The organism is Aquipuribacter nitratireducens (genome assembly GCF_037860835.1).
Classification (GTDB): Bacteria; Actinomycetota; Actinomycetes; order Actinomycetales; family JBBAYJ01; genus Aquipuribacter; species Aquipuribacter nitratireducens.
On record NZ_JBBEOG010000002.1, the window covers coordinates 163,165 to 189,003 of the forward strand.

The following is a 25,839-nucleotide window of genomic DNA, read 5'->3' on the forward strand; positions in this document are numbered from 1 at the left end:
GCCGCGGCGAGCGCCGCTCACCCATTTACGCAACGGCACCTGAACCTAATCGGCGTACGCTGGTCGGCATGAGCGCGCGACGACCCGGAGCCGACGTGCGGGGCGACTTCCCCGTCCTGTCCCGTACCGTCCGCGACGGCAGGCCGCTCGTCTACCTCGACTCCGGCGCCACGAGCCAGCGCCCGACGAGCGTGCTCGACGCCGAGCGCCGCTTCGCCGAGACCAGCCACGCCGCCGTCCACCGCGGCGCCCACGCGCTGGCGGAGGAGGCGACGGACGCCTACGAGGACGCCCGGGCCCGCATCGCCGGGTTCGTCGGCGCCCGCGCGCAGGACGTCGTCCTCACGAAGAACGCGACCGAGGGCCTCAACCTCGTCGCGTACTCCCTCGGCAACGCCGGCCACACCCCCGGCGCGGAGCACCTCGCGCTCGGCCCCGGCGACGAGGTCGTCGTCACGGAGATGGAGCACCACGCCAACCTCGTGCCGTGGCAGGAGCTGTGCCGCCGCACCGGCGCGACGCTGCGCTGGTACGGCGTCACCGACGACGGCCACCTCGACCTCGGCTCCCTCGAGCTCTCCCAGCGGACGAAGGTCGTCGCCTTAACCCACGCGAGCAACGTCCTCGGCACCATCACGCCCGTCGCCGAGCTCGTCCGCCGGGCCAAGGCCGTCGGTGCGCTCGTCGTCCTCGACGCGTGCCAGTCCGTCCCGCACCTGCCCGTCGACCTGCCCGCCCTCGGCGTCGACCTCGCCGCGTGGTCCGGGCACAAGATGCTCGGGCCCACGGGCATCGGCTGCCTGTGGGGCCGCGGCGACCTGCTCGATGCGATGCCGCCGTTCCTCACCGGCGGGTCGATGATCGAGGTCGTCCGGATGGAGCGCTCGACCTACGCCGCGCCGCCGCAGAAGTTCGAGGCGGGGGTGCCGATGGTGAGCCAGGCCGTCGGGCTCGCTGCCGCCGTCGACTACCTCGAGGCGATCGGGATGGACGCCGTCGCGGCCCACGAGCGCGCGCTCGCGGCCCGGCTGCTCGCCGGGCTCGAGGATCTCGGGGGAGTGCGGGTCGTCGGGCCGCCGCTCGTGGAGGGCACCGAGCGCGGCGGCACCGTCGCGTTCGTCGTCGACGGGGTCCACGCCCACGACGTCGGGCAGGTGCTCGACTCCCGCGGCGTCGCCGTCCGGGTCGGTCACCACTGCGCGTGGCCGCTGCACCGCCGGCTCGGTGTGCAGGCGACCGTCCGCGCGAGCACGCACGTGTACTCGACCGAGGCCGACGTCGACGCGCTCCTCGCGGGCCTGCGCGAGGTGCAGCGCTTCTTCGGGGTCGCGCCGGCGGTCGCTCCCCTCGCCGTCAGCACCAGCCAGGGAGCCCCCGCATGAGCACGAGCCTCGAAGAGCTCTACCGCGACACGATCCTCGAGCACAGCAAGCGGCCGCGGCGCTCCGGCCTCCGCGAGCCGTTCGACGCCCAGGTGCACCAGGTCAACCCGGTGTGCGGGGACGAGGTGACGCTGCGGCTGCGGCTCGGCGACGGCTCCGGTGCCGCTCGGGTGGTCGAGGACGTCTCGTACGACGCCCACGGCTGCTCGATCAGCCAGGCCGCGACGTCGGTGATGGCGGACGCGCTGACCGGGCGGACCGTCCAGGAGTTCATGGACGCCTACGGCGTGTTCCACGAGATCGTGACGACGCGCGGCACGACGACCCTCGACCCGCTCGACACGCTGCCGGACGACCTCGCCGACGCACTCGGTGACGCCCCCGCGTTCGCGGGCGTCGCGCGCTACCCGGCCCGCGTGAAGTGCGCGCTGCTGGGGTGGACGGCGTTCAAGCAGGCGATCGTCGAGGCCGCCTGACTCTGCGAGCGGCCGTCAGAACAGCTGCTCGAGCGAGTCGTCGGACAGCACCTGGTCGATGACCATCGTCGCCGCTCCGATGACGGCGGCCCGACCACCGGTCCGTGACGTGACGATCCGCAGGTGCTGCGTGGCCAGCGGCAGGGAGCGGCGGTAGACGACCTCCCGGATGCCGGCGAGCAGGTGGTCACCGGCGCCCGCGAGGCTGCCGCCGATGACGACGACGGAGGGATTGAGCAGGTTGACGCAGGTGGCGAGGACGGCGCCCAGGGAGCGTCCGGCCTCGCGGACCGCGGCCGACGCCTCGGCGTTGCCCGACCGGACGAGGGCGACGACGTCGACGCTGGAGTGGACGTCGAGGCCGGACGCGGCGAGCCGCCGCGCGACGGTCTGCCCGCTCGCGAGCGCCTCGAGGCACCCGGTGTTGCCGCACGTGCACAGCACGTCGTCCCCGCCCGGCACGGCGACGTGGCCGAGGTCGCCGGCCGCACCCTGCGCGCCCCGGCGGATCGCCCCGTCGCTCACGAGTCCGGCGCCGATGCCCGTCGCTACCTTGACGAAGAGGAGGTGGTCGACGTCGCGGAGCCCGGCGGCGTGCTCGCCGAGCGCCATGATGTTGACGTCGTTGTCGACGAGGACCGGCACCTTCCCCAGCCGCTGCTGGAGGAAGCCGCGGACGTCGGCCTGGTCCCATCCCGGCATGATCGGCGGGCTGATGGGCCGGCCGGACTCGTGGTCGACCGGCCCGGGCAGACCGACGCCGACGCCGACGAGGTCGCTCTGGACGCGACCGGTCTGGGACACGAGGGCGGTCACGACGTCGGCGACGCGGCCGAGGACGACCTCGGGGCCGTCGGTGATGTCGATGTCCTCCGACTGCTCGACGAGCACGGTCGCGCCGAGGTCGGTGAGCGCGATGCGCGAGTGCGTGGCCCCGAGGTCGACCGCGGCCACGAGCCGGGCCGCCGGGTTGAAGGCGAACGTCGCCGGAGGGCGCCCGCCGGTCGACACGGCGCCGCCCCCGGGGGCGAGCAGCCCAGCCGAGAGCAGCTGGTCGATCCGCTGCGCGATGGTCGAGCGGGCCTGGCCGGTCACGGTGGCCAGCTCGGCGCGGGTGCGGGGGCGGCCGTCGCGCAGCAGCTGCAGCGTCGCCCCCAGGTCCGTGGGCCGGCTGCTGATGCTCATGAGCCGAGTGAAGCACAGCCAGAAGCGCACGTCAGCGCGTAGTTGCCGTTTCGTTGCCGACTTTTGCTTGACGTCTGGCAAAAGACGCCCCTACGTTCCTCCGCATGGTCGATGGTGACTCCGCGGCACAGCCGCTGCCGGTGCTGCTCACGATGCACGGCATCGTCAAGCACTTCCCCGGCGCGAAGGCGCTCGACGGCGTCGACCTCGACGTCCGCGCGGGCGAGGTCCACTGCCTGCTGGGCCAGAACGGCGCCGGCAAGTCCACGCTCATCAAGGTCCTCGCGGGTGCCCACGCCCCCACCGCGGGCGAGATCCGCTGGCAGGGCGAGCCGCTGCGCCTCAGCTCCCCGGTCGCGGCTCTCGAGGCCGGCATCGCGACGATGTACCAGGAGCTCGACGTCGTCGACGGCCTCACGGTCGCGGAGAACGTCTACCTCGGGCACGAGCTGTCGACGGGTGGCCTCACCCGCCGCCGCGAGGCACACACCCGCACGGCGGAGATCCTGCGAAGGCTCGGCCACAGCGAGATCAGCCCCAACCGCGAGGTGGGGACGCTCCCGGCGGCGGGCAAGCAGGTCGTCAGCATGGCGCGGGCGCTGTCCCGCGACGCGCGGCTCATCATCATGGACGAGCCCTCGGCCGTGCTCGACTCCGAGGAGGTCGCGAACCTCTTCCGGGTCGTCCGCGAGCTCACGGCGTCCGGTGTGGCCGTCCTCTACATCTCCCACCGGCTCGACGAGATCCGCGAGATCGGCGACCGCATCACCGTGCTGAAGGACGGCCGCTCGGTCGCCTCCAACCTCCCGGTCGCGGACACCCCGACGCCGGAGCTCATCCGCCTCATGACCGGTCGCACGGTCGAGCAGGTGTTCCCCACCCGCAACCCCGTCGCCGACGACGCGCCCGTCATGCTGACGGTGGAGAACCTCGGCCTGCGGGGCGAGTTCGCCGACGTGTCGTTTACCGTCCGCGCCGGTGAGGTCGTCGGCCTGGCCGGGCTCGTCGGGTCCGGCCGTTCCGAGATCCTCGAGACCGTCTACGGCGCCCGCCGTGCGACCGAGGGGAGGGTCGAGGTCACCGGTAAGCCGCTGCGTCGCGGCTCCGTCGATGCAGCGGTTACGGCTGGCATCGGCCTTGCTCCAGAAGAGCGCAAGAGTCAGGGCTTGCTTCTCGACGAGCCCGTCTACCGCAACATCACCCTGTCGACCTTCGCCCGCCAGGCCCGCGGTCCCGTGCTCGACGAGCGCGCCGAACGGAAGGTCGCGGTGGAGCAGATCAGCGCCCTCGACCTGCGCCCCGCCGACCCCGACCGCACGATGCGGACCCTGTCGGGCGGCAACCAGCAGAAGGCGATGCTCGCCCGCTGGCTCGTCCACGGCTGCCGCGTGCTGCTGCTCGACGAGCCCACCCGCGGCGTCGACGTCGGCGCGCGCGCCGAGATCTACGCCCTCGTCCACCGCCTCGCCGAGGCCGGGAACGCCGTGGTGGTCGTCTCCAGCGAGATCGAGGAGGTGCTCGGGCTCTCCCACCGGGTGCTCGTCGTCTCCGACGGACGCGTGCTCCACGAAGGTCCCGCGGACCAGATCGACGAGCACGGAGTGCTCGCCCTCGTCATGGAAGGAACAGCCGCGTGAGCGAGAAGCAGCCACCGTCGCTGGCCACGGCCGGCGGCGTCCCCCCCGAGGAGGACACGGTCGAGCACACCCGGAAGGCACCGTCCCGCCGGGCCGCGACGTTCCTCGGGGGCGGCGCCGGCCGCAACCTCGGGCTCGTCATCGTGCTCGGCCTCATCGTCGCCGTGGGTGTCGCGACCGCTGGCGTGCAGTTCGCCAGCATCGACAACCTCCTCACGATCCTGCGGCTGGCCGCGGTCATCGGCGTCGTGTCCATCGGCGTGACGTTCGTCATCACCGGCGGCGGTATCGACCTGTCCGTCGGCTCTGTCCTCGGACTGGCCTCGGTGTGGGCGACGACGCTCGCGACGCAGACGCTCGCGGCGGACACCCACTGGATCGTCATGGTGTTCACCGCGCTCGCGGTCGGCACGGTGGCGGGCCTCGTCAACGGCGTCCTGGTCGCCTACGGCAAGGTCGTCGCGTTCATCGCGACCCTCGCGATGCTCGTCGCGGCCCGCGGCGTGGCCGAGATCATCGCGCAGCGCAGGACGCAGATCGTCACCGTCGACCCGTTCCTCGACTTCTTCCGCGCCGACCTCATCGGGATCCCCGTCCTGGTGTGGATCTTCGCCCTCGTCGCGGTCGCGGCGTGGTTCCTCCTCAACCGCACGACCTTCGGGCGCCGCACGATCGCCGTGGGCGGCAACCCGGAGGCGGCGCGCCTCGCGGGCATCAAGGTGCAGCGCCACACCATGTACCTGTACGCCCTGTCCGGGCTGTGCGCCGGGATCGCCGGCGTCATGATGCTCGCCCGCACGACCGCCGGGTCGTCGACGAACGGCCAGCTCTACGAGCTCGACGCGATCGCGGCCGTCGTCGTCGGCGGCACGCTCCTGGCGGGTGGTCGCGGCACGATCGTCGGCACCGTCCTCGGCGTCCTGATCTTCGCCTCGCTGACGAACATCTTCATCCAGAACAACCTCTCGATCTCGTCCCAGTCCATCGCCAAGGGCGCGATCATCGTCGCCGCCGTCCTGCTGCAGCAGCGCTTCGCCACCCGCCGGCCCGTCGCGGCCCGGGGCTCCTAGCCGCGCGCCCTGGCACCTCGACCCCTCCACAGTCCCCCCGCACGTCCTGCACGACCCATCTATAAGGAGACACAGATGTCCCGCACCCTCACCCGCCGTCGCGTCGCCCTGGCCGTCGGCTCCGTGTCCGTCGGCGCGCTGCTCGTCAGCGGCTGCACGTCGAACACCCCGGCTGCCCCGGAGGAGGACGCCGCCGGCGGTGTCTCCGCGGACGCCGGTTCGGGTGACGCCGCCGCCGGTGGCGACAACGCGAACGACGCCTCGGGCGAGACCGTCACCATCGGCTTCTCGGCGCCCGCCGCCGACCACGGCTGGATGGCCGCGATCACGCGCGCCGCACAGGAGAAGGCCGCCGAGTACGACGACGTCGAGCTCGTCGTCGCCGAGGGCACCAACGACGTCAACGTCCAGATCAGCCAGATCGAGACGTTCATCAACGACGGCGTCGACGCGATCGTGCTCCTGCCGTTCGACGGCGCCGCCCTCACCGAGGTCGCGACGCAGGCGATGGAGGCCGGGATCACGGTCGTCAACGTCGACCGCGAGTTCTCCAGCCCCTTCGCGGCCCGCACCACCGTGCTCGGTGACAACTACGGCATGGGCGTGAGCGCCGGCACGTACATCTGCGAGCGGCTCGGCGACAACCCGGACGCCGTCGTCGCCGAGATCGCCGGCATCGACTCCCTCCCCCTTACGCAGGACCGGAGCCAGGGCTTCGAGGACGCGCTGTCCGACTGCGGTCTCGACGTCGACAACCGCGTCGCCGCGGACTTCACGGTCCAGGGTGGCCAGGAGGCGGCCGCGAGCCTCCTCCAGGCCGCTCCCGAGATCGACGCCATCTGGAACCACGACGACGACCAGGGCGTCGGTGTCCTCGCCGCCATCGACCAGGCCGGCCGCGACGAGTTCTTCATGGTCGGCGGCGCGGGCTCCGCGAACGTCATGCGCGAGATCCAGGAGGGTGGCTCGGTCGTCGAGGCGACCGTCATCTACCCGTCGACGCAGGCCGCGGACGGCATCGCGCTCGCCCGCCTCATCGAGCAGAACAAGGACCTCGGCGACCTGGTCTCGAGCACGGTGCCGCGCGAGGTGCAGCTCTACGCCCCGGTCGTCACCGCGGACAACGTCGAGCAGTACCTGCCGACCGCGTTCGAGTCCTGACCGACCGACGACACACGCACGGGCGACGGCGGCGCGGCAGGAGCCGCGCCGCCGCCGTCCGAGAAGGAGGGGGCCGAGATGGGCTCTGACGAACGGATCCCGCAGCTCGGGGTCGCGATGGTGGGCCACTCGTTCATGGGGGCCGCCCACTCCCAGGCATGGGCCAACGCGCCCCGGTTCTTCGACCTGCCGCTGCACCCGCGCATGCTCGTCGTCGCCGGCCGTCGGCCCGAGGCCGCCGCGGCGGCGGCACGGAAGCTGGGCTGGGAGGAGTCGGAGACAGACTGGCGCAAGGTCCTGCTCCGCGACGACGTCGATCTCGTCGACGTCTGCACCCCCGGCGACACGCACTGCGACATCGCCGTGGCCGCCCTCGAGGCCGGCAAGCACGTCCTGTGCGAGAAGCCCCTCGCGAACAGCGTCGCCGAGGCCGAGCTCATGGCGGCGACGGCCGAGCGGGCCGCGGCGCGCGGCGTCCGGGCGATGGTCGGCTTCACGTACCGACGCGTCCCCGCGATCGCGCTCATGCGGGAGCTCGTCGCCGAGGGGCGCGTCGGCACCGTCCGCCAGGTCCGCGCCCAGTACCTGCAGGACTGGATCGCCGACGAGGACGCCCCGATGTCGTGGCGACTGGAGAAGGACAAGGCGGGCTCGGGGGCCCTCGGCGACATCGGCGCGCACGTGGTCGACCTCGCGCAGTTCGTCACCGGTGAGCGCATCACCGGTGTGAGCGGGCTCCTCGAGACGTTCGTCGACGAGCGCCCGCTCCCGGGCGAGGCCGGGGCGCTGCGCGGCAGCGCAGGCGAGGGTCGGGGGAAGGTCACCGTCGACGACGCCGCCCTCTTCACCGCGCGCCTGTCGGGCGGGGCCGTGGCGAGCTTCGAGGCGACCCGCTTCGCCTACGGCCGCAAGAACGCGATCCGACTCGAGGTCAACGGCTCCGCCGGGTCGCTCGCCTTCGACTTCGAGGACATGAACGTCCTCCACTACTACGACGCCACCGACGACCCGCGCATCGCCGGCTTCCGTCGCATCTACGTCACCGAGCCGCAGCACCCCTACGTCGGGTCGTGGTGGCCCGCGGGGCACGGTCTCGGCTACGAGCACGGCTTCGTGCACCAGGTCGTCGACCTGCTGCGGGCCCTCGGCGAGGACCGGCAGCCCGAGCCGTCGTTCGCCGACGGTCTGCAGGTCCAGCGGGTCCTCGACGCCGTCGAGCGCAGCAGCACTGCCGGAAGCCAGTGGACGGAGGTCCCCGCATGACCCGACCCATCACGCTCTTCACCGGCCAGTGGGCCGACCTGCCGCTGGAGGAGGTGGCGAAGCTGGCCGCCGGCTGGGGCTACGACGGCCTCGAGCTCGCGTGCTGGGGCGACCACCTCGACCCGTGGCGCTGGGACGACGCGGAGTACGTCCAGGGCCGCCTCGACCTGCTCGAGCGCCACGGCCTCCAGCTGTTCGCCATCTCCAACCACCTCAAGGGCCAGGCCGTCTGCGACGACCCCATCGACCACCGCCACCAGGCGATCGTCGGGTCCCGGGTGTGGGGCGACGGCGACGCCGAGGGCGTCCGCCGGCGGGCCGCGGAGGAGATGCAGAACACCGCGCGGCTCGCGGCGGAGCTCGGCGTCGACACCGTCATCGGCTTCACCGGCTCCGCGATCTGGAAGTACGTCGCGATGTTCCCGCCGGTCGGTCAGGACGTCATCGACGCCGGGTACCAGGACTTCGCCGACCGGTGGAACCCGATCCTCGACGTCTTCGACGAGGTGGGGGTCCGGTTCGCCCACGAGGTCCACCCCAGCGAGATCGCCTACGACTACTGGACGACCGTGCGGACGCTCGAGGCGATCGGGCACCGTGAGGCGTTCGGGCTCAACTGGGACCCCAGCCACATGGTGTGGCAGGAGCTCGACCCCGTCGGCTTCCTCTGGGACTTCCGCGACCGCATCTACCACGTCGACTGCAAGGACACCCGGATGCGGACCGGCAACGGGCGCAACGGCCGGCTCGGCAGCCACCTCGCGTGGGCCGACGGGCGACGCGGCTGGGACTTCATCTCCACCGGCCACGGCGACGTGCCGTGGGAGGACTGCTTCCGGATGCTCAACCAGATCGGGTACTCCGGCCCCATCAGCGTCGAGTGGGAGGACGCCGGCATGGACCGGCTCGCCGGCGCCGAGGAGGCGCTCGCGTTCGTGCGCCGGCTCGCCTTCGACCCGCCCGAGGCGGCGTTCGACGCCGCGTTCTCCTCCGGCGGCTGACCCCCACGTGCGCGGCCCCTCCCGGCGGGAGTCGACGGCCGCGCCCCGGCTCCCGGCGGGGGCGTCGAGCCTCGCCCCCGCCGGGGCGCCGGTCCGGGACACCCCCACCCGGACCGCGCCTCGTACCACCCGGAGCGCGTCCGCGCCCCGGCCCACCCCGTCGAGGAGGACGACCCCATGACCCGCACCCCCCGCCGCGCCCTCGCCGGCGTCGCCGCCCTCGCGCTCGCCGCCACCGGCGTGCTCGCCGCCACCGCCCCCGCCGGTGCCGCCCCGAACAGCGGCAAGGCGAACGCCGCAGCCGACTGCGCCGGGCGGAGCGTCCCGGCCAGCAAGATCTCCATCCAGATGTTCAGCTACTTCGGGTGGACCCGGAACGCGGGCGTCGAGCCCGTCCTCGCCGAGCTCGCCGAGGTCGGCTACCAGAACATCGAGCCCTTCGCCTTCGGCCCCAACCCGTACGGCGGCTACTCCGGCGAGGAGCTGCGCGACCTGCTCAAGGGCTACGGCATGAAGGCGCCGTCCTCCCACGGCAGCACCAACGAGGCGACCTGGGACCAGCAGCTGGAGTACTACAAGGCGCTCGGCCAGAAGTACGTCGGCTCCGGGGGCTTCGCGTCCCCGGGCATCGGCAGCTACGAGGACGTGCTCGCCACGGCCGAGACTCTCAACCGCCTCGGCGAGGCGTCCGTGAAGAACGGCACCGGCAAGATCTTCGGCCACAACCACCAGAGCGAGTTCACGACGACGTACGTCGACCCCGAGACGGGCGAGACGAAGTCGGCGTGGCAGATCCTCGTCGAGAACACCGACCCGCGGTACGTCACGTTCCAGGTCGACGTGTTCTGGGCGGCCGACGCCGGGGTGGACGTCGTCCAGCTGCTCGAGGACTACGGCGACCGCATCGAGCTGCTCCACATCAAGGACGGCGACCTCAACGGCGACGCCCGCGGCATCCCCGGCGACGTCGGCGAGGGCGACATCGAGTGGGGCCCGATCCTCGAGGCCGCCCAGGGCCACGTGAAGCTGTACATCGTCGAGCGCGACGGCGCACCCGCGGACATCGAGTTCGCCCGCGACAGCTTCGAGTTCCTCACCTGCTTCGAGTACTGAGCGGCACCCCTGAGGGGCCGGTGTGACCAGCGTCACGCCGGCCCCTCGGTCGTCGTCACCGTGCCGTGACCTGCGAGGACGCCGCCTCCTCGGTGATCGTCACCCTCGGTGGTGCTGGCGGGCGGCGGCGGGGCCACTTGAGGTCCGACGACGCCGTGCCGAGCACGCAGGGGTACCGGAAATCGACAGAAGACGGCCGAAACCCATGCGAAACGACACCCATCCGACGACCCGCACGACCGTCACGACCCGCCTGCGGCGCTCCCGCGCCCTCCTCGCCGTGACCCTCGCCGGCCTGCTCGTGCTCGGCGGCTCCGCCGCCGCGACGGCCGCCACACCGGTCCCGAAGCCGAGCGTGCCCTACGGCAGCCGCACCCCCGACCGCGCCCCCGGCTACCAGGGGCAGGTGACGTGCATGCCGTTCGAGTCGCGCGGTGCCAAGGCGCTGCGGGACCTCCTGCGCCGCACGTACGGCGCCAACTCCGGGGGCATCCTCCGCCCCTGCGCGAGCGGCGGGCGCAGCGAGCACAAGGAGGGTCGCGCCTACGACTGGATGCTCGACGCCTCCCGGCCGGCGGACCGCGCGAAGGCCGACGCGTTCCTCGGCTGGCTCACGGCGAAGGACGCCAGCGGCGTCGCCGGTGGCAACGCCCAGCGCCTCGGCGTGCAGTACGTCATCTGGGACACGAGGTGGTGGAACACGTGGACCAAGCGCTGGCAGCCCTACACGGGCGCCGTGCCCCACACGGACCACGTCCACATGTCCCTGACATGGGACGGGGCGTACAAGCGGACGAGCTTCTGGGACGGCTGGGCCGTCGCGAGGATCGACCACGGGCCCTGCGTGGCGACCGAGGGCATGCTCGCCCCGCGCTACACGGCGCCGAACTACACGCCGTGCCCGCGGCCGCGCCCCGCCGGCTGACGCCCGCCCCGCGACCCGCCCGGACCCCCCGGGCGGGTCGTCCGGCGCACGGGGCGGCGACCGTCCGCCTCCTGCGTCCGGTCCCGTCGCACCTGCACCTTGCGGCCCTTCACCTTGCTCGCCTGCAGGGCGTGGATGACCTCGGTGGCGGCGTCGTCGGGCACGTCGACGAGCGAGAACCGCTCCGTGATGACGATCGGCCCGATGTCGCGGCCGGACAGCCGTGACTCCCCGGCGATGGCCCCGACGAGGTCCTGCGGCCGCATGCCGCCGGAGCGCCCGGCGCTGACGAACAGCCGCGTCCTCCCCGGTGCGGGCCCCTCCCGCTCGTCGCGCACCCGCGGACCGCCGTCGCGCCCGCCGTCGCGCCCGCCCCGGGAGGAGTCCTCCCGCCACGGCCGGATGCTCAGCTGGGGGATCTCCTCCTCGTCCTGCGCGCCGCGCCGCGCGTCCGCGGCGAGCGCGAGCGCCGCGAGGAGCAGGTCGTCGGCGCCGCTGCCGGCGGGGAGGTCGGCGAGCACCTGCTCGCGCACGCCCGCGAACTCCTCGAGGTCGTCGCGCCCGACGGCGTCCCGCAGCGCGGCGGCGGTGTCGTCGAGGCGCCGGGCGCGCAGGTCGGCGACGCTCGGCAGCGGCTGCAACGGGACCTCATGCCCGGTGACCCGCTCGACCGCCTGCAGCTGCCGGCGCTCCCGCGGCGTCGCGAGGGTGAGGGCGACCCCCTCGCGCCCTCCGCGCCCGACCCGGCCGGTCCGGTGGACGTAGGACTCCGGCGCCGACGGCACGTCGTAGTTGACCACGTGCGTGAGGTGGTCGATGTCGAGACCCCGCGCCGCGACGTCGGTGGCGACGAGCAGCTCCGCGGCCTGCGACCGGACCCGGCCCATCACCCGGTCGCGCTGCTCCTGGCTCATCCCGCCGTGGAGCGCCTCCGCCCGGTAGCCGCGCGCGCCGAGGGTCTCCGTCACCTGCTCGACCTCGTCGCGGGTGCGGCAGAACACGATGGTGGCGACGGGCTGCTCGATGTCGAGCAGCCGGCCGAGCGCGGCAGGCTTGTGAGCGCGGTCGACGAGGTAGGCGACCTCCCGCACCCGCGGCGCCTCGCCCTCCGCCGGCACCTCGCGCTCGATCCGGATGCGCGTCGGCTCCCGCAGGTACCGGCGGGCGATCGCCTCGAGTCGCCTCGGCATGGTCGCGGAGAACAGGACGGTCTGGCGCTCGCCCGGGGTGGCGTCGAGGACCTGCTCGAGCTCCTCCGCGAAGCCCATGTCGAGCATCTCGTCGGCCTCGTCGAGCACGACCGCCCGCACGTGCGAGAGGTCGAGCGACCGGCGCTCGAGGAGGTCGACCGCGCGCCCGGGCGTCGCGACGACCACGTCGACGCCGCGCTGCAGCTCCTTGATCTGCCGCACCACCGGCTGCCCGCCGTACACCGGGAGCGTCCGGACGCCGAGCGTGCGGCCGTAGCGCTGCAGGGCCTGGGACACCTGGACGCACAGCTCCCGGGTGGGCACCAGCACGAGACCGGCGGGGGCGCCGCCCTGCCGGTCGCCCGGGCCCGCGTCGGCCACCTGCTGCAGCAGCGGCAGCGCGAAGGCGGCGGTCTTGCCGGTGCCGGTGGCGGCCTGCCCGAGCAGGTCCGCGCCCGTGAGGAGGGCGGGCACCGCCTCGGCCTGGATGGGCGTCGGCTCCTCGTAGCCGAGGCCCGCGAGCGCGTCGAGGAGCTCGGCGCGCAGGCCGAGGGAGCGGAACGTCATGAGGTCAGTGTCCCGCGCCCGGGGGACTGCCCGGTGCGCGCCGTCCGGGGGTCGCTCCCGCCCGGGTCGTCAAGGTGGGACGCGGACCTGCCGAGTCCCGCAGGGTGACGCAGGGCTCCCGACCCGGACCCGGCGTGCCCGTCGGCGCGCCGCGGGCCGCCATGGACCTCGGCGGGCTGCTCGTGCGCCCGCGCCGACCCGCCGGCGAGGGCGGCACCGACCCCCTGACGGGCCTGCCCGGCCGTGGTGTCCTCGAGCGGCGCACCGCCGACGCCCTGCAGCGCGGGCGGAGCGAGCGCCGCGGGGTCGGGCTCGTCGTGTGCGGCGTCGACCGGCTCAGCACCGTCAACTACCGCCTGGGGCGCGACGGCGGTGACGAGGTGCTCCGCCTCGTCGCGGAGCGGCTCGGTCGCGTGGTCACGGGGCGCGGCACGCTGCACCGGCTCGCGGGCGACGAGTTCGCCCTGCTCGTCGAGGACCTGCGCCACCCCGGCGACCTGCGGTCGGTGGCGGCCGGCATGCTCCGCGCCGTCCGGCACCCGCTCACGACCGGGCGCGGTGACATGGTGGCGACGTCGGTCAGCCTCGGGGTGGCCTCCGTCGGATGGGACGGCGCCGAGCGCGACCTCCTCCGTGAGGCCGACCTCGCGATGCACCGCGCGAAGGACGCCGGCCGCGACCGGGTCGTGGTGTTCGACGAGCGCCTGCGCGCCCACGCGGAGTCCGCCGCGGAGGCCGAGCGGCGGCTGCGGGCGGCGCTGCGCGACGGGGAGCTGCGCCTGCACCTGCAGCCCATCGTCGACCTCGCGACCGGCGACCAGGTGGCGAGCGAGGGTCTCGTGCGGCTCGTCGACAGCCACGGGGCCGTCACGATGCCGTCCGACTTCATCTCCGTCGCCGAGGACCGGGGCCTCGTGTCGGAGATCGACCGGTGGGCGCTCGCCCGCGGCGTCGCGCTGCTGGCGGCCGACGTCGTGCCCGCGGTGACGGTCAACCTGTCCGCACGCACCTTCGATCGGATCGACGTCCCCGGGCGGGTCGTGGCGGCCGTCGAGGAGCGAGGCGTCGACCCGTCCCGGCTGCACCTGGAGATCACCGAGAGCACGCTCGCGGCGTCGGAGACGACCGTCGTGCAGGCGCTCGAGCAGCTGCGCGCCTTCGGCTGCGGCATCGCGGTCGACGACTTCGGCACGGGCTACTCCTCGCTCGCGCACCTCGCCGGCTACCCCGCGGACACCCTCAAGATCGACCGGTCCTTCGTGCAGGGCCTGGGCCGCACCACGCGCGAGGACGCCGTCGTCCAGGCCGTCATCGCGATCGCCCACGCCCACGACATGCTCGTGGTCGCCGAGGGCGTGGAGCGGCAGGAGCAGGCCCGGCAGCTGCTGGCGATGGGCTGCGACCGGGCGCAGGGGTGGTACTTCGGTCGACCGGTCGACCCTCGCTCCGGCTCGACCGGCTGAGGCGCCCGTTCAGGACGGCACGGGGCCCGGCGCGCCGAGGAGGAGCCCCTGCCCGAACGGCACGCCGAGACGGGCGAGGACGCGCGCGTCGGCCTCGGTCTCGATGCCCTCGGCGACGACCTGCGCCCCGCTGCGGCGGGAGAACCACGTGAGCGCGGACACGAGCGACTGGCGGACCTCGTCGCCCGCGACGCCCTGGACGAGGGTCCGGTCGAGCTTGATGAGGTCGGGGGAGACCTCGAGGATGCGGTGCAGCCCGGCGTGGCCCGAGCCCGCGTCGTCGACCGCGACCCGCACCCCCCTGGCACGGAGCGCGGCCAGCCGGGCCCGCAGCTCGTCGTAGTCGGCGATGCCCGTCTGCTCCGTGAGCTCGACGACGACCCGCTGCAGCGTCGCGTCGTCGAGCGCGGCGAGGACGTCGGACACCTCGCTGGAGCACAGCGCCGCGGCGGACGCGTTGACCGCGAGGTACGTCCCGGGGCGCAGGGCCGGCATGACGCCGAGCGCGGTGCGCACCGACTCGGCCTCGAGCTCCACCCCGAGCCCGACGGTCGTGGCGAGGGCGAACCAGCCGTCCGGCGGGGCGCCGTCGGGGAACCGGGACAAGGCTTCGTAGCCGACGACGGACCGGTCCCGAAGCGACAGGACGGGTTGCACGACGACGTGCGCGGCGTGCCCGGCGATGGCCTGCGCGACGCGGGCGCGGTCCTCGTCGAGCTCGGCGTCCGGGCGGCGCTCGCGCTCCAGGTGCGTGGCGAGCAGCCGCGCGAGCAGCCGCAGCACCCCGAGCTCGCGCTCCTGCAGCAGCGGGTCCGGCTCGTGGGTGAAGCCGCACAGGGTGCCGTAGACGCTGCCGTCGCTGAGCCGGACCGGGACGCTGAGGTACGTGCCGATCCCCAGGGTCCGGCCGATCGGGAGGTCGTTGACGCCGGGCTCGCGCTCGGCGTCCGGGATGTGCTCCGGGGCGCGGCCCGCGACGACGCGCGCGCAGAACGTCTCCTCGATCGGGTCGCCCTCGCCGGGGCTGATGGTGTGGTGCCCCGGTGCCTCGCTCACCACCCGGAACCGCCGCCGCCCGCCGCGGAACTCGCCGAGGAACGCGACGTCGAGCCCGAGGTACTCCCGCAGGCCGCTCACGACGACCTGGAGCGTCTCGTCGGCGTCCTCCCGCCGGCCGGCGGCGAGGTCCCCCGCGACCTTGACGAGGCCGGGCAGGTCGACGGGCCCGGTGCGGGCTGCACGCACCACGTCACCACCTCCGCTTCGTCTGGGGGCCCAGTCAACCGTGCCAGGGGGTCCGGACGCACGAAGTTCCTCCTCGTGGCGGAGCGTGACCGCCATGACGCGACTGCCGGGACGGGGCCGGGCCGGGGCGGTGGCATCCCTCCACCGCCCCGGCCCGGGGTCTCGCTGGGGCGCCGCGGCGCCTCGACCAGGTCAGCTGGTCGGCATGAGGACGCCGTCGATGAGGTAGACGGTCGCGTTGGCGGTGGTGACGCCGCCGCAGATGACGTTCGCGCCGTTCACCATGAGCATGTCGGGCTCGCCGGTGACCTCGACCGTGCCGCCCTGGACGGTGGTCTGGGTCGTGCCGGCGAGCTCCTCGGGCGCGATCTGCCCGGGGACGACGTGGTACGTGAGGATGGTCGACAGCAGGTCGGCGTCCTCCTGCAGCGTCGCGAGGGTCGCCTCGTCGACGTCGGCCGCGAAGGCGTCGTCGACGGGGGCGAAGACCGTGAACTCGTCGCCGTTGAGCGTGTCGACGAGGTCGACGTCGGGGTTGAGCTCGCCGGAGACCGCCGCGGTGAGGGTCGTGAGGATGGGGTTGTTGCTCGCGGCGACCGCGACGGGGTCGTCGCTCATCCCCTCGACGGAGCCCTCGCCCTCGGGGGCGATCTCCGTGGCGAACTGCTCGCAGCCCGGTCCCACGGGACCGCCCATGGCGGCGGCGTCGGACGCGTCGTCCACCGGCTCCTCGGAGCCCATGTCCTCGGCCATGTCGGTCGCCATGTCGGAGGCCATGTCGTCGGCCTCCTGCGTGGCGGTGTCGACGGCGTCGCCGGCGGCGCCCGTCGCGTCGGTCGTGGCGTCCTCCGCGGCACCGCCGCAGGCGGCGAGCACGAGGGCCGCCGTCACGGCGACGGGGGCGAGTCGGAGGTGGCGCTTCATGTGGGTGCTCCTTCGTGTCGGGTGGTGCGTGTGGCGGTCAGGCGACCGTCACGACGACGGAGTGCCATCCGGTGGCTCCGTCGGGGTCTACGGGGGCGCGGTCCTCGGTCTGGACCTCGCCGTCGGTGGTGGTGGCACGGACCTGGAGGCGGTGCTGTCCCGGCTCCGCGGCCCACTCCAGGCGCCACTGCTGCCACGTGAGGCTGCTGGGCACGGGGGCGAGCTCGGCGACCTGCCAGTCGCCGTCGTCGACGGACACCTCGACCTGCCCGATGCCGCGGCCGGGCGCCCACGCGACGCCCGCGACGACGACCGTCCCGGCGTCGAGGCGCTCGAACGGGCCGGGCACGTCGATGCGGCTGCCGACCTTGACCGGCGCGCGCTCGGCGTACCCGCGCGGCGTCCAGAAGGCGGTGTCGTCGGCGAAGGTCGTGACCTCGAGGTCGGTGACCCACTTGGTCGCGCTCACGTAGCCGTAGAGGCCGGGCACGACCATGCGGACCGGGTAGCCGTGCTCCGGGGGCAGCGGCTCGCCGCCCATCGCGAAGGCGAGGAGGGCGTCGTCGCTGTCGACGAGCGCCTCGAGCGGCGTGGAGGCGGTCCAGCCGTCGGTGGACGTCGACAGCAGCATGTCCGCGCCGCCGCGCACCCCGGCGGCCGCGAGGACGTCCGCGAGGCGGACGCCCCGCCACACCTGGTTGCCGAGCAGCTCCCCACCGACCGGGTTGGACACGCACACGAGGGTGATCTCGCGCTCGACGACCTCGAACGACGTGAGGGCGTCCCAGTCGAGGTCGAGGGGTCGCTCGACCCGTCCGTGGACCCGAAGGCGCCAGTCCTCGGCCCGCACCTGCGGGACGGTGAGGGCGGTGTCGATGCGGTAGAAGTCCGCGGGCGGCGTCCGGAAGGGGGTCGCGGGCGAGGCCTGGGCGCCGACGGGCGCGGGCGGCGCCGGGTCGAGCGGCGGGGGGAGCACGAGGGCGGCGCGCGAGGCCGCGGCGTCCCGGAGGCGGCCGGCGACGAGACGACCGGTGACGGCGACGGCGGCGGCCGCCGCGCCGACCCCGGCCGCAGCCACCAGCACACCCCGCCTGCTCGAGTCCCCGCGCCGCGACTCGTCGTGCGCGCTCCCCGTGGCGCCGGCCCGACGCACGAGGACCACGAAGCCGGGTGCGGCGAGCGCCGTGCCCGCGAGCAGCGGCAGCACGTCGAGGGGCGCGGCGCCCGGCGCGGCGACGACCGCGGTGAGCGCCGCGACGACGAGCACGAGGGGGGCGACGAGACCGGCGGCGAGCCGGCGGGTGGCGAGGGCGCCGCTCGCCGCGGCCACGACGGCGAGGACGCCGCCGATGCCGACGAAGAGGACGAGCTTGTCGTACGTGCCGAACGTCGCGATCGCCCACGACGTCACGGTGGGAGGAGAGAGCCGGACCACCGCGTCGCCCACCGCGACGAACGGGTCGGCGGCCGCCAGCAGGCCGGCGAGCGCCGTCGCCGTCCCGAGCAGCAGGCCCGCCGACACGAGCCCTGCCAGCGCACCGAGCGCCACCACGGAGCGTCCGCCGCCGACGGCGCGGCGGCGGGCGACGGGCGCCCCGGTGGTCGTGGTCATGCCCCTCATTCGGTACGGGGTCGCCGCCCGGATGGCCCGGGGCCGGTGACGTCTTTCACAGCGCGTGACGGTTTGGCACGCACCGTGCCGTGGGATCGCGCGCGCGCCCGCGCCGCGACAGGGTGACGGCGTGACCGACGCCCGCGACTCCCGCGCCCCTGCCGCGGTCCTCGTCACCCGCCCCGACGTGCCCGGCCGTGACGCGGTCGACGGGCTCGCCGGCGACGGCTGGTCGCTCGTGTGGGAGCCGGGCCGCCCCGCCGACGGCCACGCCCTCGGGGGACGGGTGGACGCCGTCGGGGCCGTCGGGGTCATCGCCCTGGGCGACGACCCTCTCGACGCGAGGTTCTTCGCGGCCGCCGGCGCGGCCGGGGTGCGCGTGGTGTCGCTCGTGGCGGTCGGGCACGACAACGTCGACCTCGCCGCGGCCGAGCGGGCGGGGGTCGTCGTGACGAACACCCCGGGCGTGCTCGCGGAGACGGTCGCCGACACCGCCTTCGCCCTCGTCCTCATGGCGCGGCGGCGGCTCGTCGAGGCCTCCGACGACATGCGGGCCGGTCGGTGGGCGGGCTTCGCCCTCGACGGGTGGCTCGGGCTCGACGTGCACGGCGCCACGCTCGGTCTCCTCGGCTACGGGGAGATCGGTCGTGCCGTCGCCCGCCGGGGCCGCGGCTTCGGCATGCGCGTGCAGCACCTCGCCCGTCCCTCGGCGCCCGACGACGAGGTGTCGAGCGCCGTCGGGTGGGAGGAGCTGCTCGGCGGCAGCGACGTCGTCGTCGTCGCGCTTCCGCTGCGGGACGGACCCGGCGGCACACGCGGCATCGTCGACGCGGCGGCCCTGCGGCTCATGCGCCGCACCGCGACGCTCGTCAACGTCGGCCGCGGTCCGCTCGTCGTCGAGGCCGACCTGCTCGCCGCGCTCGGCGAGGGGCGGCTGCACTCCGCGGGCCTCGACGTGTTCGACGGCGAGCCGCGCCGCGACCCCCGCGACCCCGTCATGCGGACGCCCGGCCTCGTCGTGCTGCCCCACGTGGGCTCCGCGAGCGAGGCGACCCGTGTCGGCATGACGCGGCTCGCCGTGCGGAACGTGCGGGCCGTGCTCGCGGGGCAGCCGCCCCTCACACCCGTCACGGCCCCCACGACCTAGCATCGGCGTGGCACCGGGCGCGGCCCTTCCCGCGCGGCGGCCCAATCCGCCACCGGTGACGGCGTCGAACCCCTGCCGACACGACCGGGTGGCGGTCGACGGAGCGCGGGACCAGGAGGACACGTGCCAGCAGCACCGCAGGCGGACGGACCCGAGCCGGTCCACGCCGGCACCTCACGGCCCGGCGCCCCCGACGAGGAGCTGCGCCGGCTCGTCTCGCTGACGTCCCGCGGTGACGAGGCCGCGTTCGAGGCGCTCTACGACGCGGTGTCGGCGACGGTGTTCGGCACGTGCCGCCGGGTGCTGCGCGACCCCGCGGAGGCCGAGGAGGTCGCGCAGGAGGTCCTGCTCGAGATCTGGCGCACGGCGTCGCGCTACGACCCCGCCCGGGCGGGCGTGCGGTCGTGGGTCGTCACCATCGCCCACTCGCGCGCCGTGGACCGGGTCCGGTCCAGCGAGCGGCGCCGGGCGCGGGAGGAGGCGACGGCGCTGCCCGAGCCCCCGGCGGTCGACGAGGTCGTCGAGGCCGCCGTCAGCGCCTTCGAGGTGCGACGTGTCCAGCGCGCGATGTCGACCCTCAGCGACGTCCAGCGGGAGTCGGTGCGGCTCGCCTTCTACGGCGGCCACACCCACCGGGAGGTGGCGGCCCTGCTCGGCGTCCCGCTGGGGACCGTGAAGACCCGAATCCGGGACGGCATGACCCGGCTCCGCATGCACCTGACGCAGGAGGAGGTGGCCCGGTGAGGCCCGACGCACACGCCCTCGTGGCCGCCTACGCGGCCGACGCCCTCGACCCGACGGAGCGGGAGGACGTCGAGGCGCACCTCGCCGAGTGCCCGGTGTGCCGCGACGACCTCGACGGCTTCCGCGAGGCCCTCTCGGCGCTCGCGGCCGCGACCGCGGAGGCCCCGCCGGCGCGGATGCGGGAGGCCGTGCTCGCCCGCGCCCGCACCACGCCCCAGCTGCCACCGGAGACGCCGGCGGTGCCGTCACCGCGCAGCCGTACGGGGACCGCGCTCACCCGGCCGGTGCTGGCCCTCGCCGCGTCCGTCGTCGCCGTCCTCGCCCTCGCTCTCGGGGTCTGGGGCGTCACGACCGCGCAGCGCCTCGACGACGTGCGCGCGCAGCAGGCCGCCGTCCAGCGGGTGCTCGCCGCCGACGACGTCGAGTCCCTCGCCGCGCGGCCGCAGCTGTCTGGTGGTGTGCAGGGCGACGAGGTCGTCGTGCTCGCGAGCCGCGAGGCCGACGCCGCGCTGCTGCTGCCCGCGAACCTGCCGGCCGCGCCGGACGGCTCGACGTGGCAGGCGTGGACCATCGCCGGTGAGGAGGTGGCCTCGGCCGGGACGTTCGACGTGCGCAGCGGTGAGGCCGTCGCCTTCAGCGCCGGTATCGCCGACGTCGACGCGGTCGCGGTGAGCCTCGAGCCGAGCGGGGGGTCCGAGGCGCCCACGACCGACCCGGTGCTCGTCGTGCCGCTGGCCTGAGACACGCGGACGGGGCGCGGACGCGGGCCGCGCCCACACCAGGGTGTCTACCTGGCCACCGGTGGGTCCGCCGTCGCCCCCGCCGTCGCCTTCTCGGCGCGGGCGGCACGGGTCTCCGTCCCGTCGTGGGCCCGCCGCAGGGCGACGGCGTTGGCGACGACGACCACCGCGATGCCCACCCACTCGTGGACCGCGAGCACCTGTCCGAGGACCACGAGCCCCGCGAGCGCGGCGAGGACGGGGTGGCAGCTCATGATCACCCCGAACTGCCGGGCCGGCACCCACCGCAGCGCCGTGAGGTCGACGGCGTACGGCACGACCGACGACAGCACCCCCGCCGCCACCGCGAGGACCAGCGGCTCGCCGGCGAGGCGGCCGTCGGCGAGCAGCACGGCGACGAGCGGGAGGTAGGCGAGCGCGCTGACGCCGCTGGCGACGGCCGGCGCCTGCAGCCCGGGCAGCCGCGAGCCGACGGTGCGGCCCAGGACGATGTACCCGGCCCAGCAGCACGCGGCAGCGAGCCCGAGCCCGACACCGACCCAGTCGCTCGCCGGGCCCGGCAGCACGAGGACGTAGACGCCGACCGCCGCCGCGAGGGCGACGAGGAGGTCGCGGACGGTGCGCGACCCCGCGAGCGCGACCCCGAGGGGACCGAGGAACTCCAGCGTGACCGCGAGGCCGAGGCCGATGCGCTCGACCGCCGAGTACAGCGAGAGGTTCATGCCGGCGAACACGAGCGCGAGCAGGAGCACCGGCCACCACTGAGACCACGTCATGCGGCGCAACGGCGGGCGGGCGACCGGGAGGAGGACGGCGGCGGCGACGACCTGCCGGACGGCCACGACCCCGGCAGGGCCGATGGACGCGAAGGCGCCCGCGCCGAGAGCGGCACCCGTCTGGCTGCTCGCGGCGCCGGCGAGCACGAGCGCGAGACCGTTGCGGCGAGGACGGGTGCGGGGCACGGGGCCGAGTCTGCGGAGGCCGTAGGTCATCCACGAAATGCACGGCGTGAAGGAGGCATACGATCTGCGTATGGCCGGTGTCGACCTGCGTCAGCTGCGTTCGCTGGTCGCCGTCGTCGACGAGGGGACGTTCACCGACGGCGCGCTCGCGCTCGGTGTGACGCAGGCGTCCGTCTCGCGTGCGGTCGCCGCGCTCGAGGCCGCGCTGGGCGCGCGGCTGCTCCAGCGCACGAGCCGCGGCGCCGGGGTCACCGTCACCGGGGCGCGGGTCGTCGCGCACGCCCGGCGCGTGCTGGCGGAGGTCGACGCGCTCCACGGCGCGGTCCGCGAGGTCGGCGGCGAGGTCCGCATGGGCTACGCGTGGGCGGCGCTCGGCCGCCACACGACACCGCTGCAGCGGCGCTGGAGCGAGCTCCACCCCGTCTCGGCGCTCGTGCTCGTGCAGTGCACCTCCCCGACGGCCGGGCTGCTCGAGGGAGCCGCGGACGTGGCGGTGACGCGCCGCCCGCTGGACGACAGCCGCTTCGACACGGCGCTCGTCGGGGTCGAGGCGCGGATGGCGGCGGTCGCCTCCGACGACCCGCTGGCGCGGCGCAGGACCCTCCGCCTCGCGGACTTCGCCGGCCGGACGGTCGGCGTCGACGACCGCACCGGCACGACCACCCCGGACCTGTGGCCGGAGGGCGCGGCGCCCGCGTCGACGCGGCGGGTCTCCACGGTCGACGAGTGGCTCACGCTCATCGCCGCTGGTCAGGCGGTGGGGCTCACGGCGGAGGCGACCGCGCGCCAGCACCTGCGGCCCGGTGTCGCCTTCCGCCGCGTCACCGACGCGCCGCCGGTGCCGGTGCGCCTGGTGTGGTGGCGCGACGACCCGCCACCGCACGTGCCCGAGCTCGTCCGGCTCGTGAGCGAGCTGTACGGCCGTCCGCCGGCCCGAGGTGGCGCGGGGTGAGCCGTTCGGCGCGGGTCGCCGCCTCGGGGGCGCGATGCCCCCTACAGTTGCGGCGGGTGGCCCCACCAAACCAGCCCAGCAGGGGGTGACGACGATGTCGACCCGGGGGACCGCCGCCCCGGCGGACCAGCTGACCGTGCGACGGTCGAACCTCAGCCTCGTGCTGCAGCACCTCCGGGACGCCGGACCGCGCTCGCGCGCCCGCATCGCCTCCGACACCGGCCTCAACAAGGCGACGGTGTCGAGCCTCGTGGCGGAGCTCATCGACCGTGGCCTCGTGAGCGAGGGCGAGGTGCAGCGCATCGGCAGCGTCGGGCGCCCCGGGCTCAGCGTCGAGCTCGCCGGCGGCACGGTGGTGGGCGTGGGGGTCGAGGTGAACGCCGACTTCGTCGACGTCACCGCCCTCGACCTCACCCACAGCGTCGTCCTGTCCGCGCGCACGCCCGCCGACATGCGGGCCCTCGGCGAGGAGCGGGCTCTCGGGCTGCTCGTGCGGTGCCTGCGGGAGGCCTTCGACGCCCTCGCAGGCCGGGGCTGCACCGTGGTCGGGACCACGGTCGCGGTGCCCGCGCTCGTCGACTCCCGTGCCGGTCGGGTGGCGGTGGCGCCGAACCTCGGCTGGACCGACACGCCGCTGGCGGACCGGCTCGCGGTGGCCCTGGCCGGCCACCCCGTGCTCGGGGGCGCCGAGCCGGCCGTGACCGTCGACAACGACGCGAACCTCGGCGCCATCGCGGAGCACGCCCTCGGCGTCGGCCGGGACGCCGACGACCTGGTGTACCTCGCCGGTGAGGTCGGCGTGGGCTGCGGGATGGTCGTCGGGGGCACCCTGGTGCGCGGTGCGACCGGCTTCACCGGCGAGATCGGGCACGCGCCCCTCAACCCGCGCCTGGAGCGCTGCGGCTGCGGCCGGGTCGGGTGCTGGGAGACCCAGGTCGGCCTGGGGGTGCTCCTGCAGGGCTGCGCCCACGGGCCGGACGACCCGCTGCTCGACCCCGCCGGTGACATCGACTCGCGGCTGGGTCTGGTCCGTGACCGGGCGGCCGCCGACGACGAGCGGACGTGCGAGACCCTCGAACGGGTCGGCATCGCGCTCGGGCTGGGCGCCAGCGTGCTCGTCAACATCGTGAACCCCCGGGTGCTCGTGCTCGGCGGCTACTTCGGCCTGCTCGCCCCCCTGCTGCTGCCCTACGTGGTCGAGACGCTCACGGAGCGGGTGGTGGCCCCGGACGGCGGCGGCGTCGAGGTGCGCGCCTCCGAGCTCGGGTTCGCGGCGGCGAGCCGCGGCGGCGCGGTCGTCGCCCTCCAGACGGTGTTCGCCGACCCCACGCGGGTGGGGTCACCGGCGGTCTGAACCGGGTCGCCCAGCAGGAACAGCAGCCAGATGACCCCGAGCACGGCGGGGAGGACGAGGACGGTGAGCAGCATGCGAGCAGGCTGCGCCCACCCCCGGACACAACCCGCCGGACCGCGGTCCCTCAGCCGGCGAGCGCGTCCACCGCGCCGCCGAACACGCGCGGCAGCCTCGATGCCGCAGGCACGAGCGCGCGCCGGAGCCCCGGCACCGACGTGGCCGCGAGCAGGGTCTCGGTGAGGAGCCGCGGTCGCCGCTCCAGCCGCGCGACCGCCCGCTCGTAGCCCGCCGCGTCGTCGCCGGCCACGCACGCCACCGCCGCCTCGGCCGCGGCGAGCCCGATCCGCAGGCCCTCCCCGGTGAGGGCGTCCACGTAGCCGGCGGCGTCCCCGACGAGCAGCACCCGGCCGGCGCGTCGCGCCCGCGCCCGCTGCCGCAGCGGTCCGGCGCCCTGCACCCGGGACGCGGTCGCCCGGCCCGCCAGGCGGGCGGCGAGGCCCGGCAGGCACGCGACGTGCTCGTCGAAGGAGCGCCGCGCCGTCGACAGCACCGCGACGCCGACGAGGTCGGGGGCGACCGGGGTGACGTACGCCTCGACGTCCCGCGCCCACAGCACGTCGACCCACGGGGACCACGGCGCGCAGCGGACGTGGCGGCGCAGCCCGTAGCGGGCCGGGCGTGACGGCCGCAGCGGCGTCGCGGCGTCGAGCCCGAGCGCCCGGCGGGTGGGGGAGTGCAGGCCGTCCGCAGCCAGGCACCAGCGGGCCCGGACGCCGGCGACGCGCACCGACGCCCCGTCCTGCTCCACCGGTCCCGCCCGGGTGCGCAGCACCCGGACGCCCACGGCCTCCGCGCGCGCCACGAGCGCCCGGGCCAGCACGGTACGGCGCACCCCGAGCCCGGGTCCGCGCGAGAAGTCCGCCGTCGCGACCGCGCCGGGGCTGAGGTAGCGGATGCCCCGCAGGGGGACGCCGTCGACGCCGGGTCGCAGGTCGACGTCCAGTCGCGCCAGCGCGTCGACCGTCGCCGGCATGAGTCCCTCGCCGCACGCCTTGTCCGCCGGCAGCCGCCGCGGCTCGACGACGACGACGGACAGCCCGGCCCGGGCCGCTCCCACCGCGCAGGCGAGGCCCACGGGGCCGCCGCCGACGACGACGACGTCGGTGTCCGGCGGCGCGCTCACGCGGTGCCCGACCGGCTGCCCGGTGGGCCGGCGAGCTCGGCGAGGGCCGCCTCCTCCACCCGGACGCGGTGACGGAGCAGGACGAGGTCGAGCACCGTGAAGCCGATCGCGGTGCACCACGCGGTGTGGACGAGGGGCAGCGCGAGGCCCTCGAGGACGACCGCGACGTAGTTCGGGTGCCGCAGGCGCCGGTACGGTCCGCGCGTCACGAGCGGCAGGCCCGGGACGACGACGACGCGCGTGTTCCACTGCGGCCCCAGGGAGCGGATGCACCACCACCGCAGGGCGTGGGCGGCGACGAGGGCGACGAGCGCCGCGGCGCCGAGCCCGGGCAGGAAGGGCCGGTCGAGCAGGAGCACCTCCAGCGGCGCGGCCACGAGCAGGGCCGTGTGGAGCGCGACCATCACGGGGTAGTGGCCCGCGCCGCGTTCCACACCCCCGCGCTCCCGCGCCCACTGCAGGTGCCGTCGGGCGACGGACAGCTCGACGAACCGGGCGACGACGACGAGCCCGACCAGCCCGAGGTACCAGACCTCGCTCACG

General features: G+C 75.1%; 23 protein-coding genes. 15 read left to right on the plus strand and 8 right to left on the minus strand.

Translation table 11 applies throughout. The annotated features are described in order from the left end of the window. Positions 1–68: 68 nt before the first annotated feature. Together WAB14_RS04165 and sufU are read left to right on the plus strand one after the other, a co-directional pair. Positions 69–1,382 carry a SufS family cysteine desulfurase gene (locus WAB14_RS04165; RefSeq protein WP_340267701.1) on the plus strand — a complete coding sequence of 438 codons (1,314 nt, stop codon included), beginning with the start codon at positions 69–71 and terminating at the stop codon, positions 1,380–1,382. Further along, positions 1,379–1,858, plus strand: a complete 480-nt coding sequence (sufU, locus tag WAB14_RS04170) for a Fe-S cluster assembly sulfur transfer protein SufU (RefSeq protein WP_340267702.1) — start codon at positions 1,379–1,381, stop codon at positions 1,856–1,858. Before WAB14_RS04165 ends, sufU begins: the two co-directional genes overlap by 4 nt. Positions 1,859–1,873: 15 nt before the next feature. On the opposite strand, the gene WAB14_RS04175 is transcribed toward sufU, so the two are convergent. Further along, the gene (locus WAB14_RS04175) at positions 1,874–3,043 is read right to left on the minus strand and encodes an ROK family transcriptional regulator (protein WP_340267703.1); all 1,170 of its coding nucleotides are present in this window, start codon (positions 3,041–3,043) and stop codon (positions 1,874–1,876) included. 104 nt (positions 3,044–3,147) lie between these two features. On the opposite strand from WAB14_RS04175, the gene WAB14_RS04180 reads away from it, so the two are divergent. The 7 genes from WAB14_RS04180 (at position 3,148) to WAB14_RS04210 (ending at position 11,213) form a co-directional block, all read left to right on the plus strand. Beyond that, positions 3,148–4,680 (plus strand): sugar ABC transporter ATP-binding protein, encoded by a 1,533-nt coding sequence (locus tag WAB14_RS04180; RefSeq protein ID WP_340267704.1) that lies wholly within the window; start codon positions 3,148–3,150, stop codon positions 4,678–4,680. After that, a complete protein-coding gene (locus WAB14_RS04185; protein WP_377002451.1) occupies positions 4,677–5,750 on the plus strand; it encodes an ABC transporter permease in 1,074 nt (357 codons plus the stop codon). The genes WAB14_RS04180 and WAB14_RS04185 overlap by 4 nt, the downstream gene beginning before the upstream one ends. Positions 5,751–5,825: 75 nt before the next feature. Next, on the plus strand, positions 5,826–6,911 hold the full coding sequence (locus tag WAB14_RS04190; RefSeq protein WP_340267705.1) for a substrate-binding domain-containing protein: 1,086 nt from the start codon (positions 5,826–5,828) through the stop codon (positions 6,909–6,911). Between the two features lie 78 nt (positions 6,912–6,989). Continuing rightward, positions 6,990–8,174 (plus strand): Gfo/Idh/MocA family protein, encoded by a 1,185-nt coding sequence (locus WAB14_RS04195; protein WP_340267706.1) that lies wholly within the window; start codon positions 6,990–6,992, stop codon positions 8,172–8,174. Beyond that, positions 8,171–9,175 (plus strand): sugar phosphate isomerase/epimerase family protein, encoded by a 1,005-nt coding sequence (locus WAB14_RS04200; RefSeq protein WP_340267707.1) that lies wholly within the window; start codon positions 8,171–8,173, stop codon positions 9,173–9,175. Before WAB14_RS04195 ends, WAB14_RS04200 begins: the two co-directional genes overlap by 4 nt. A 177-nt stretch (positions 9,176–9,352) precedes the next feature. Continuing rightward, positions 9,353–10,288, plus strand: a complete 936-nt coding sequence (locus tag WAB14_RS04205) for a sugar phosphate isomerase/epimerase family protein (RefSeq protein WP_340267708.1) — start codon at positions 9,353–9,355, stop codon at positions 10,286–10,288. 205 nt (positions 10,289–10,493) lie between these two features. Continuing rightward, positions 10,494–11,213, plus strand: a complete 720-nt coding sequence (locus WAB14_RS04210) for a VldE C-terminal domain-containing protein (protein ID WP_340267709.1) — start codon at positions 10,494–10,496, stop codon at positions 11,211–11,213. Here the strand turns inward: WAB14_RS04210 and WAB14_RS04215 are convergent. After that, complete coding sequence (locus tag WAB14_RS04215; RefSeq protein ID WP_340267710.1) at positions 11,177–12,970, minus strand: DEAD/DEAH box helicase; 1,794 nt, start codon at positions 12,968–12,970, stop codon at positions 11,177–11,179. The genes WAB14_RS04210 and WAB14_RS04215 overlap by 37 nt on opposite strands. Positions 12,971–13,104: 134 nt before the next feature. Here WAB14_RS04215 and WAB14_RS04220 point away from each other — a divergent pair, with 134 nt between their 5' ends. Continuing rightward, on the plus strand, positions 13,105–14,433 hold the full coding sequence (locus WAB14_RS04220; protein WP_340267711.1) for a putative bifunctional diguanylate cyclase/phosphodiesterase: 1,329 nt from the start codon (positions 13,105–13,107) through the stop codon (positions 14,431–14,433). A gap of 9 nt (positions 14,434–14,442) precedes the next feature. Here WAB14_RS04220 and WAB14_RS04225 read toward each other — a convergent pair whose 3' ends face one another. The 3 genes from WAB14_RS04225 to WAB14_RS04235 form a co-directional block, all read right to left on the minus strand. Beyond that, positions 14,443–15,681, minus strand: coding sequence for a sensor domain-containing phosphodiesterase (locus WAB14_RS04225; protein WP_340267712.1), 1,239 nt, complete (start codon positions 15,679–15,681; stop codon positions 14,443–14,445). Between the two features lie 189 nt (positions 15,682–15,870). Further along, positions 15,871–16,602 (minus strand): fasciclin domain-containing protein, encoded by a 732-nt coding sequence (locus WAB14_RS04230; RefSeq protein WP_340267713.1) that lies wholly within the window; start codon positions 16,600–16,602, stop codon positions 15,871–15,873. Between the two features lie 37 nt (positions 16,603–16,639). Next, positions 16,640–18,214 (minus strand): molybdopterin-dependent oxidoreductase, encoded by a 1,575-nt coding sequence (locus tag WAB14_RS04235; RefSeq protein WP_340267714.1) that lies wholly within the window; start codon positions 18,212–18,214, stop codon positions 16,640–16,642. A gap of 130 nt (positions 18,215–18,344) precedes the next feature. On the opposite strand from WAB14_RS04235, the gene WAB14_RS04240 reads away from it, so the two are divergent. From WAB14_RS04240 to WAB14_RS04250, 3 genes are all read left to right on the plus strand, one after another. Next, a complete protein-coding gene (locus WAB14_RS04240; RefSeq protein ID WP_340267715.1) occupies positions 18,345–19,361 on the plus strand; it encodes an NAD(P)-dependent oxidoreductase in 1,017 nt (338 codons plus the stop codon). Between the two features lie 123 nt (positions 19,362–19,484). Further along, the gene (locus WAB14_RS04245; protein ID WP_340267717.1) at positions 19,485–20,105 is read left to right on the plus strand and encodes a sigma-70 family RNA polymerase sigma factor; all 621 of its coding nucleotides are present in this window, start codon (positions 19,485–19,487) and stop codon (positions 20,103–20,105) included. Further along, positions 20,102–20,845 carry an anti-sigma factor gene (locus WAB14_RS04250; protein ID WP_340267719.1) on the plus strand — a complete coding sequence of 248 codons (744 nt, stop codon included), beginning with the start codon at positions 20,102–20,104 and terminating at the stop codon, positions 20,843–20,845. The genes WAB14_RS04245 and WAB14_RS04250 overlap by 4 nt, the downstream gene beginning before the upstream one ends. 47 nt (positions 20,846–20,892) lie before the next feature. Here WAB14_RS04250 and WAB14_RS04255 read toward each other — a convergent pair whose 3' ends face one another. Further along, a complete protein-coding gene (locus WAB14_RS04255; protein ID WP_340267720.1) occupies positions 20,893–21,807 on the minus strand; it encodes an EamA family transporter in 915 nt (304 codons plus the stop codon). A 70-nt stretch (positions 21,808–21,877) separates the two neighbouring features. Between WAB14_RS04255 and WAB14_RS04260 the strand changes: the two genes are divergently transcribed. Further along, positions 21,878–22,759: a LysR family transcriptional regulator gene (locus WAB14_RS04260; protein ID WP_340267721.1), complete on the plus strand. Its 882-nt coding sequence runs from the start codon at positions 21,878–21,880 to the stop codon at positions 22,757–22,759. A 94-nt stretch (positions 22,760–22,853) separates the two neighbouring features. Beyond that, entirely contained in the window at positions 22,854–24,113 is a 1,260-nt protein-coding gene (locus WAB14_RS04265) for an ROK family transcriptional regulator (protein ID WP_340267723.1), read from the plus strand. A gap of 124 nt (positions 24,114–24,237) precedes the next feature. On the opposite strand, the gene WAB14_RS04270 is transcribed toward WAB14_RS04265, so the two are convergent. Continuing rightward, positions 24,238–25,296: an NAD(P)/FAD-dependent oxidoreductase gene (locus tag WAB14_RS04270; protein WP_340267724.1), complete on the minus strand. Its 1,059-nt coding sequence runs from the start codon at positions 25,294–25,296 to the stop codon at positions 24,238–24,240. Beyond that, positions 25,293–25,838 carry an isoprenylcysteine carboxyl methyltransferase family protein gene (locus WAB14_RS04275; RefSeq protein WP_340267725.1) on the minus strand — a complete coding sequence of 182 codons (546 nt, stop codon included), beginning with the start codon at positions 25,836–25,838 and terminating at the stop codon, positions 25,293–25,295. The genes WAB14_RS04270 and WAB14_RS04275 overlap by 4 nt, the downstream gene beginning before the upstream one ends. Position 25,839 lies beyond the last annotated feature (1 nt).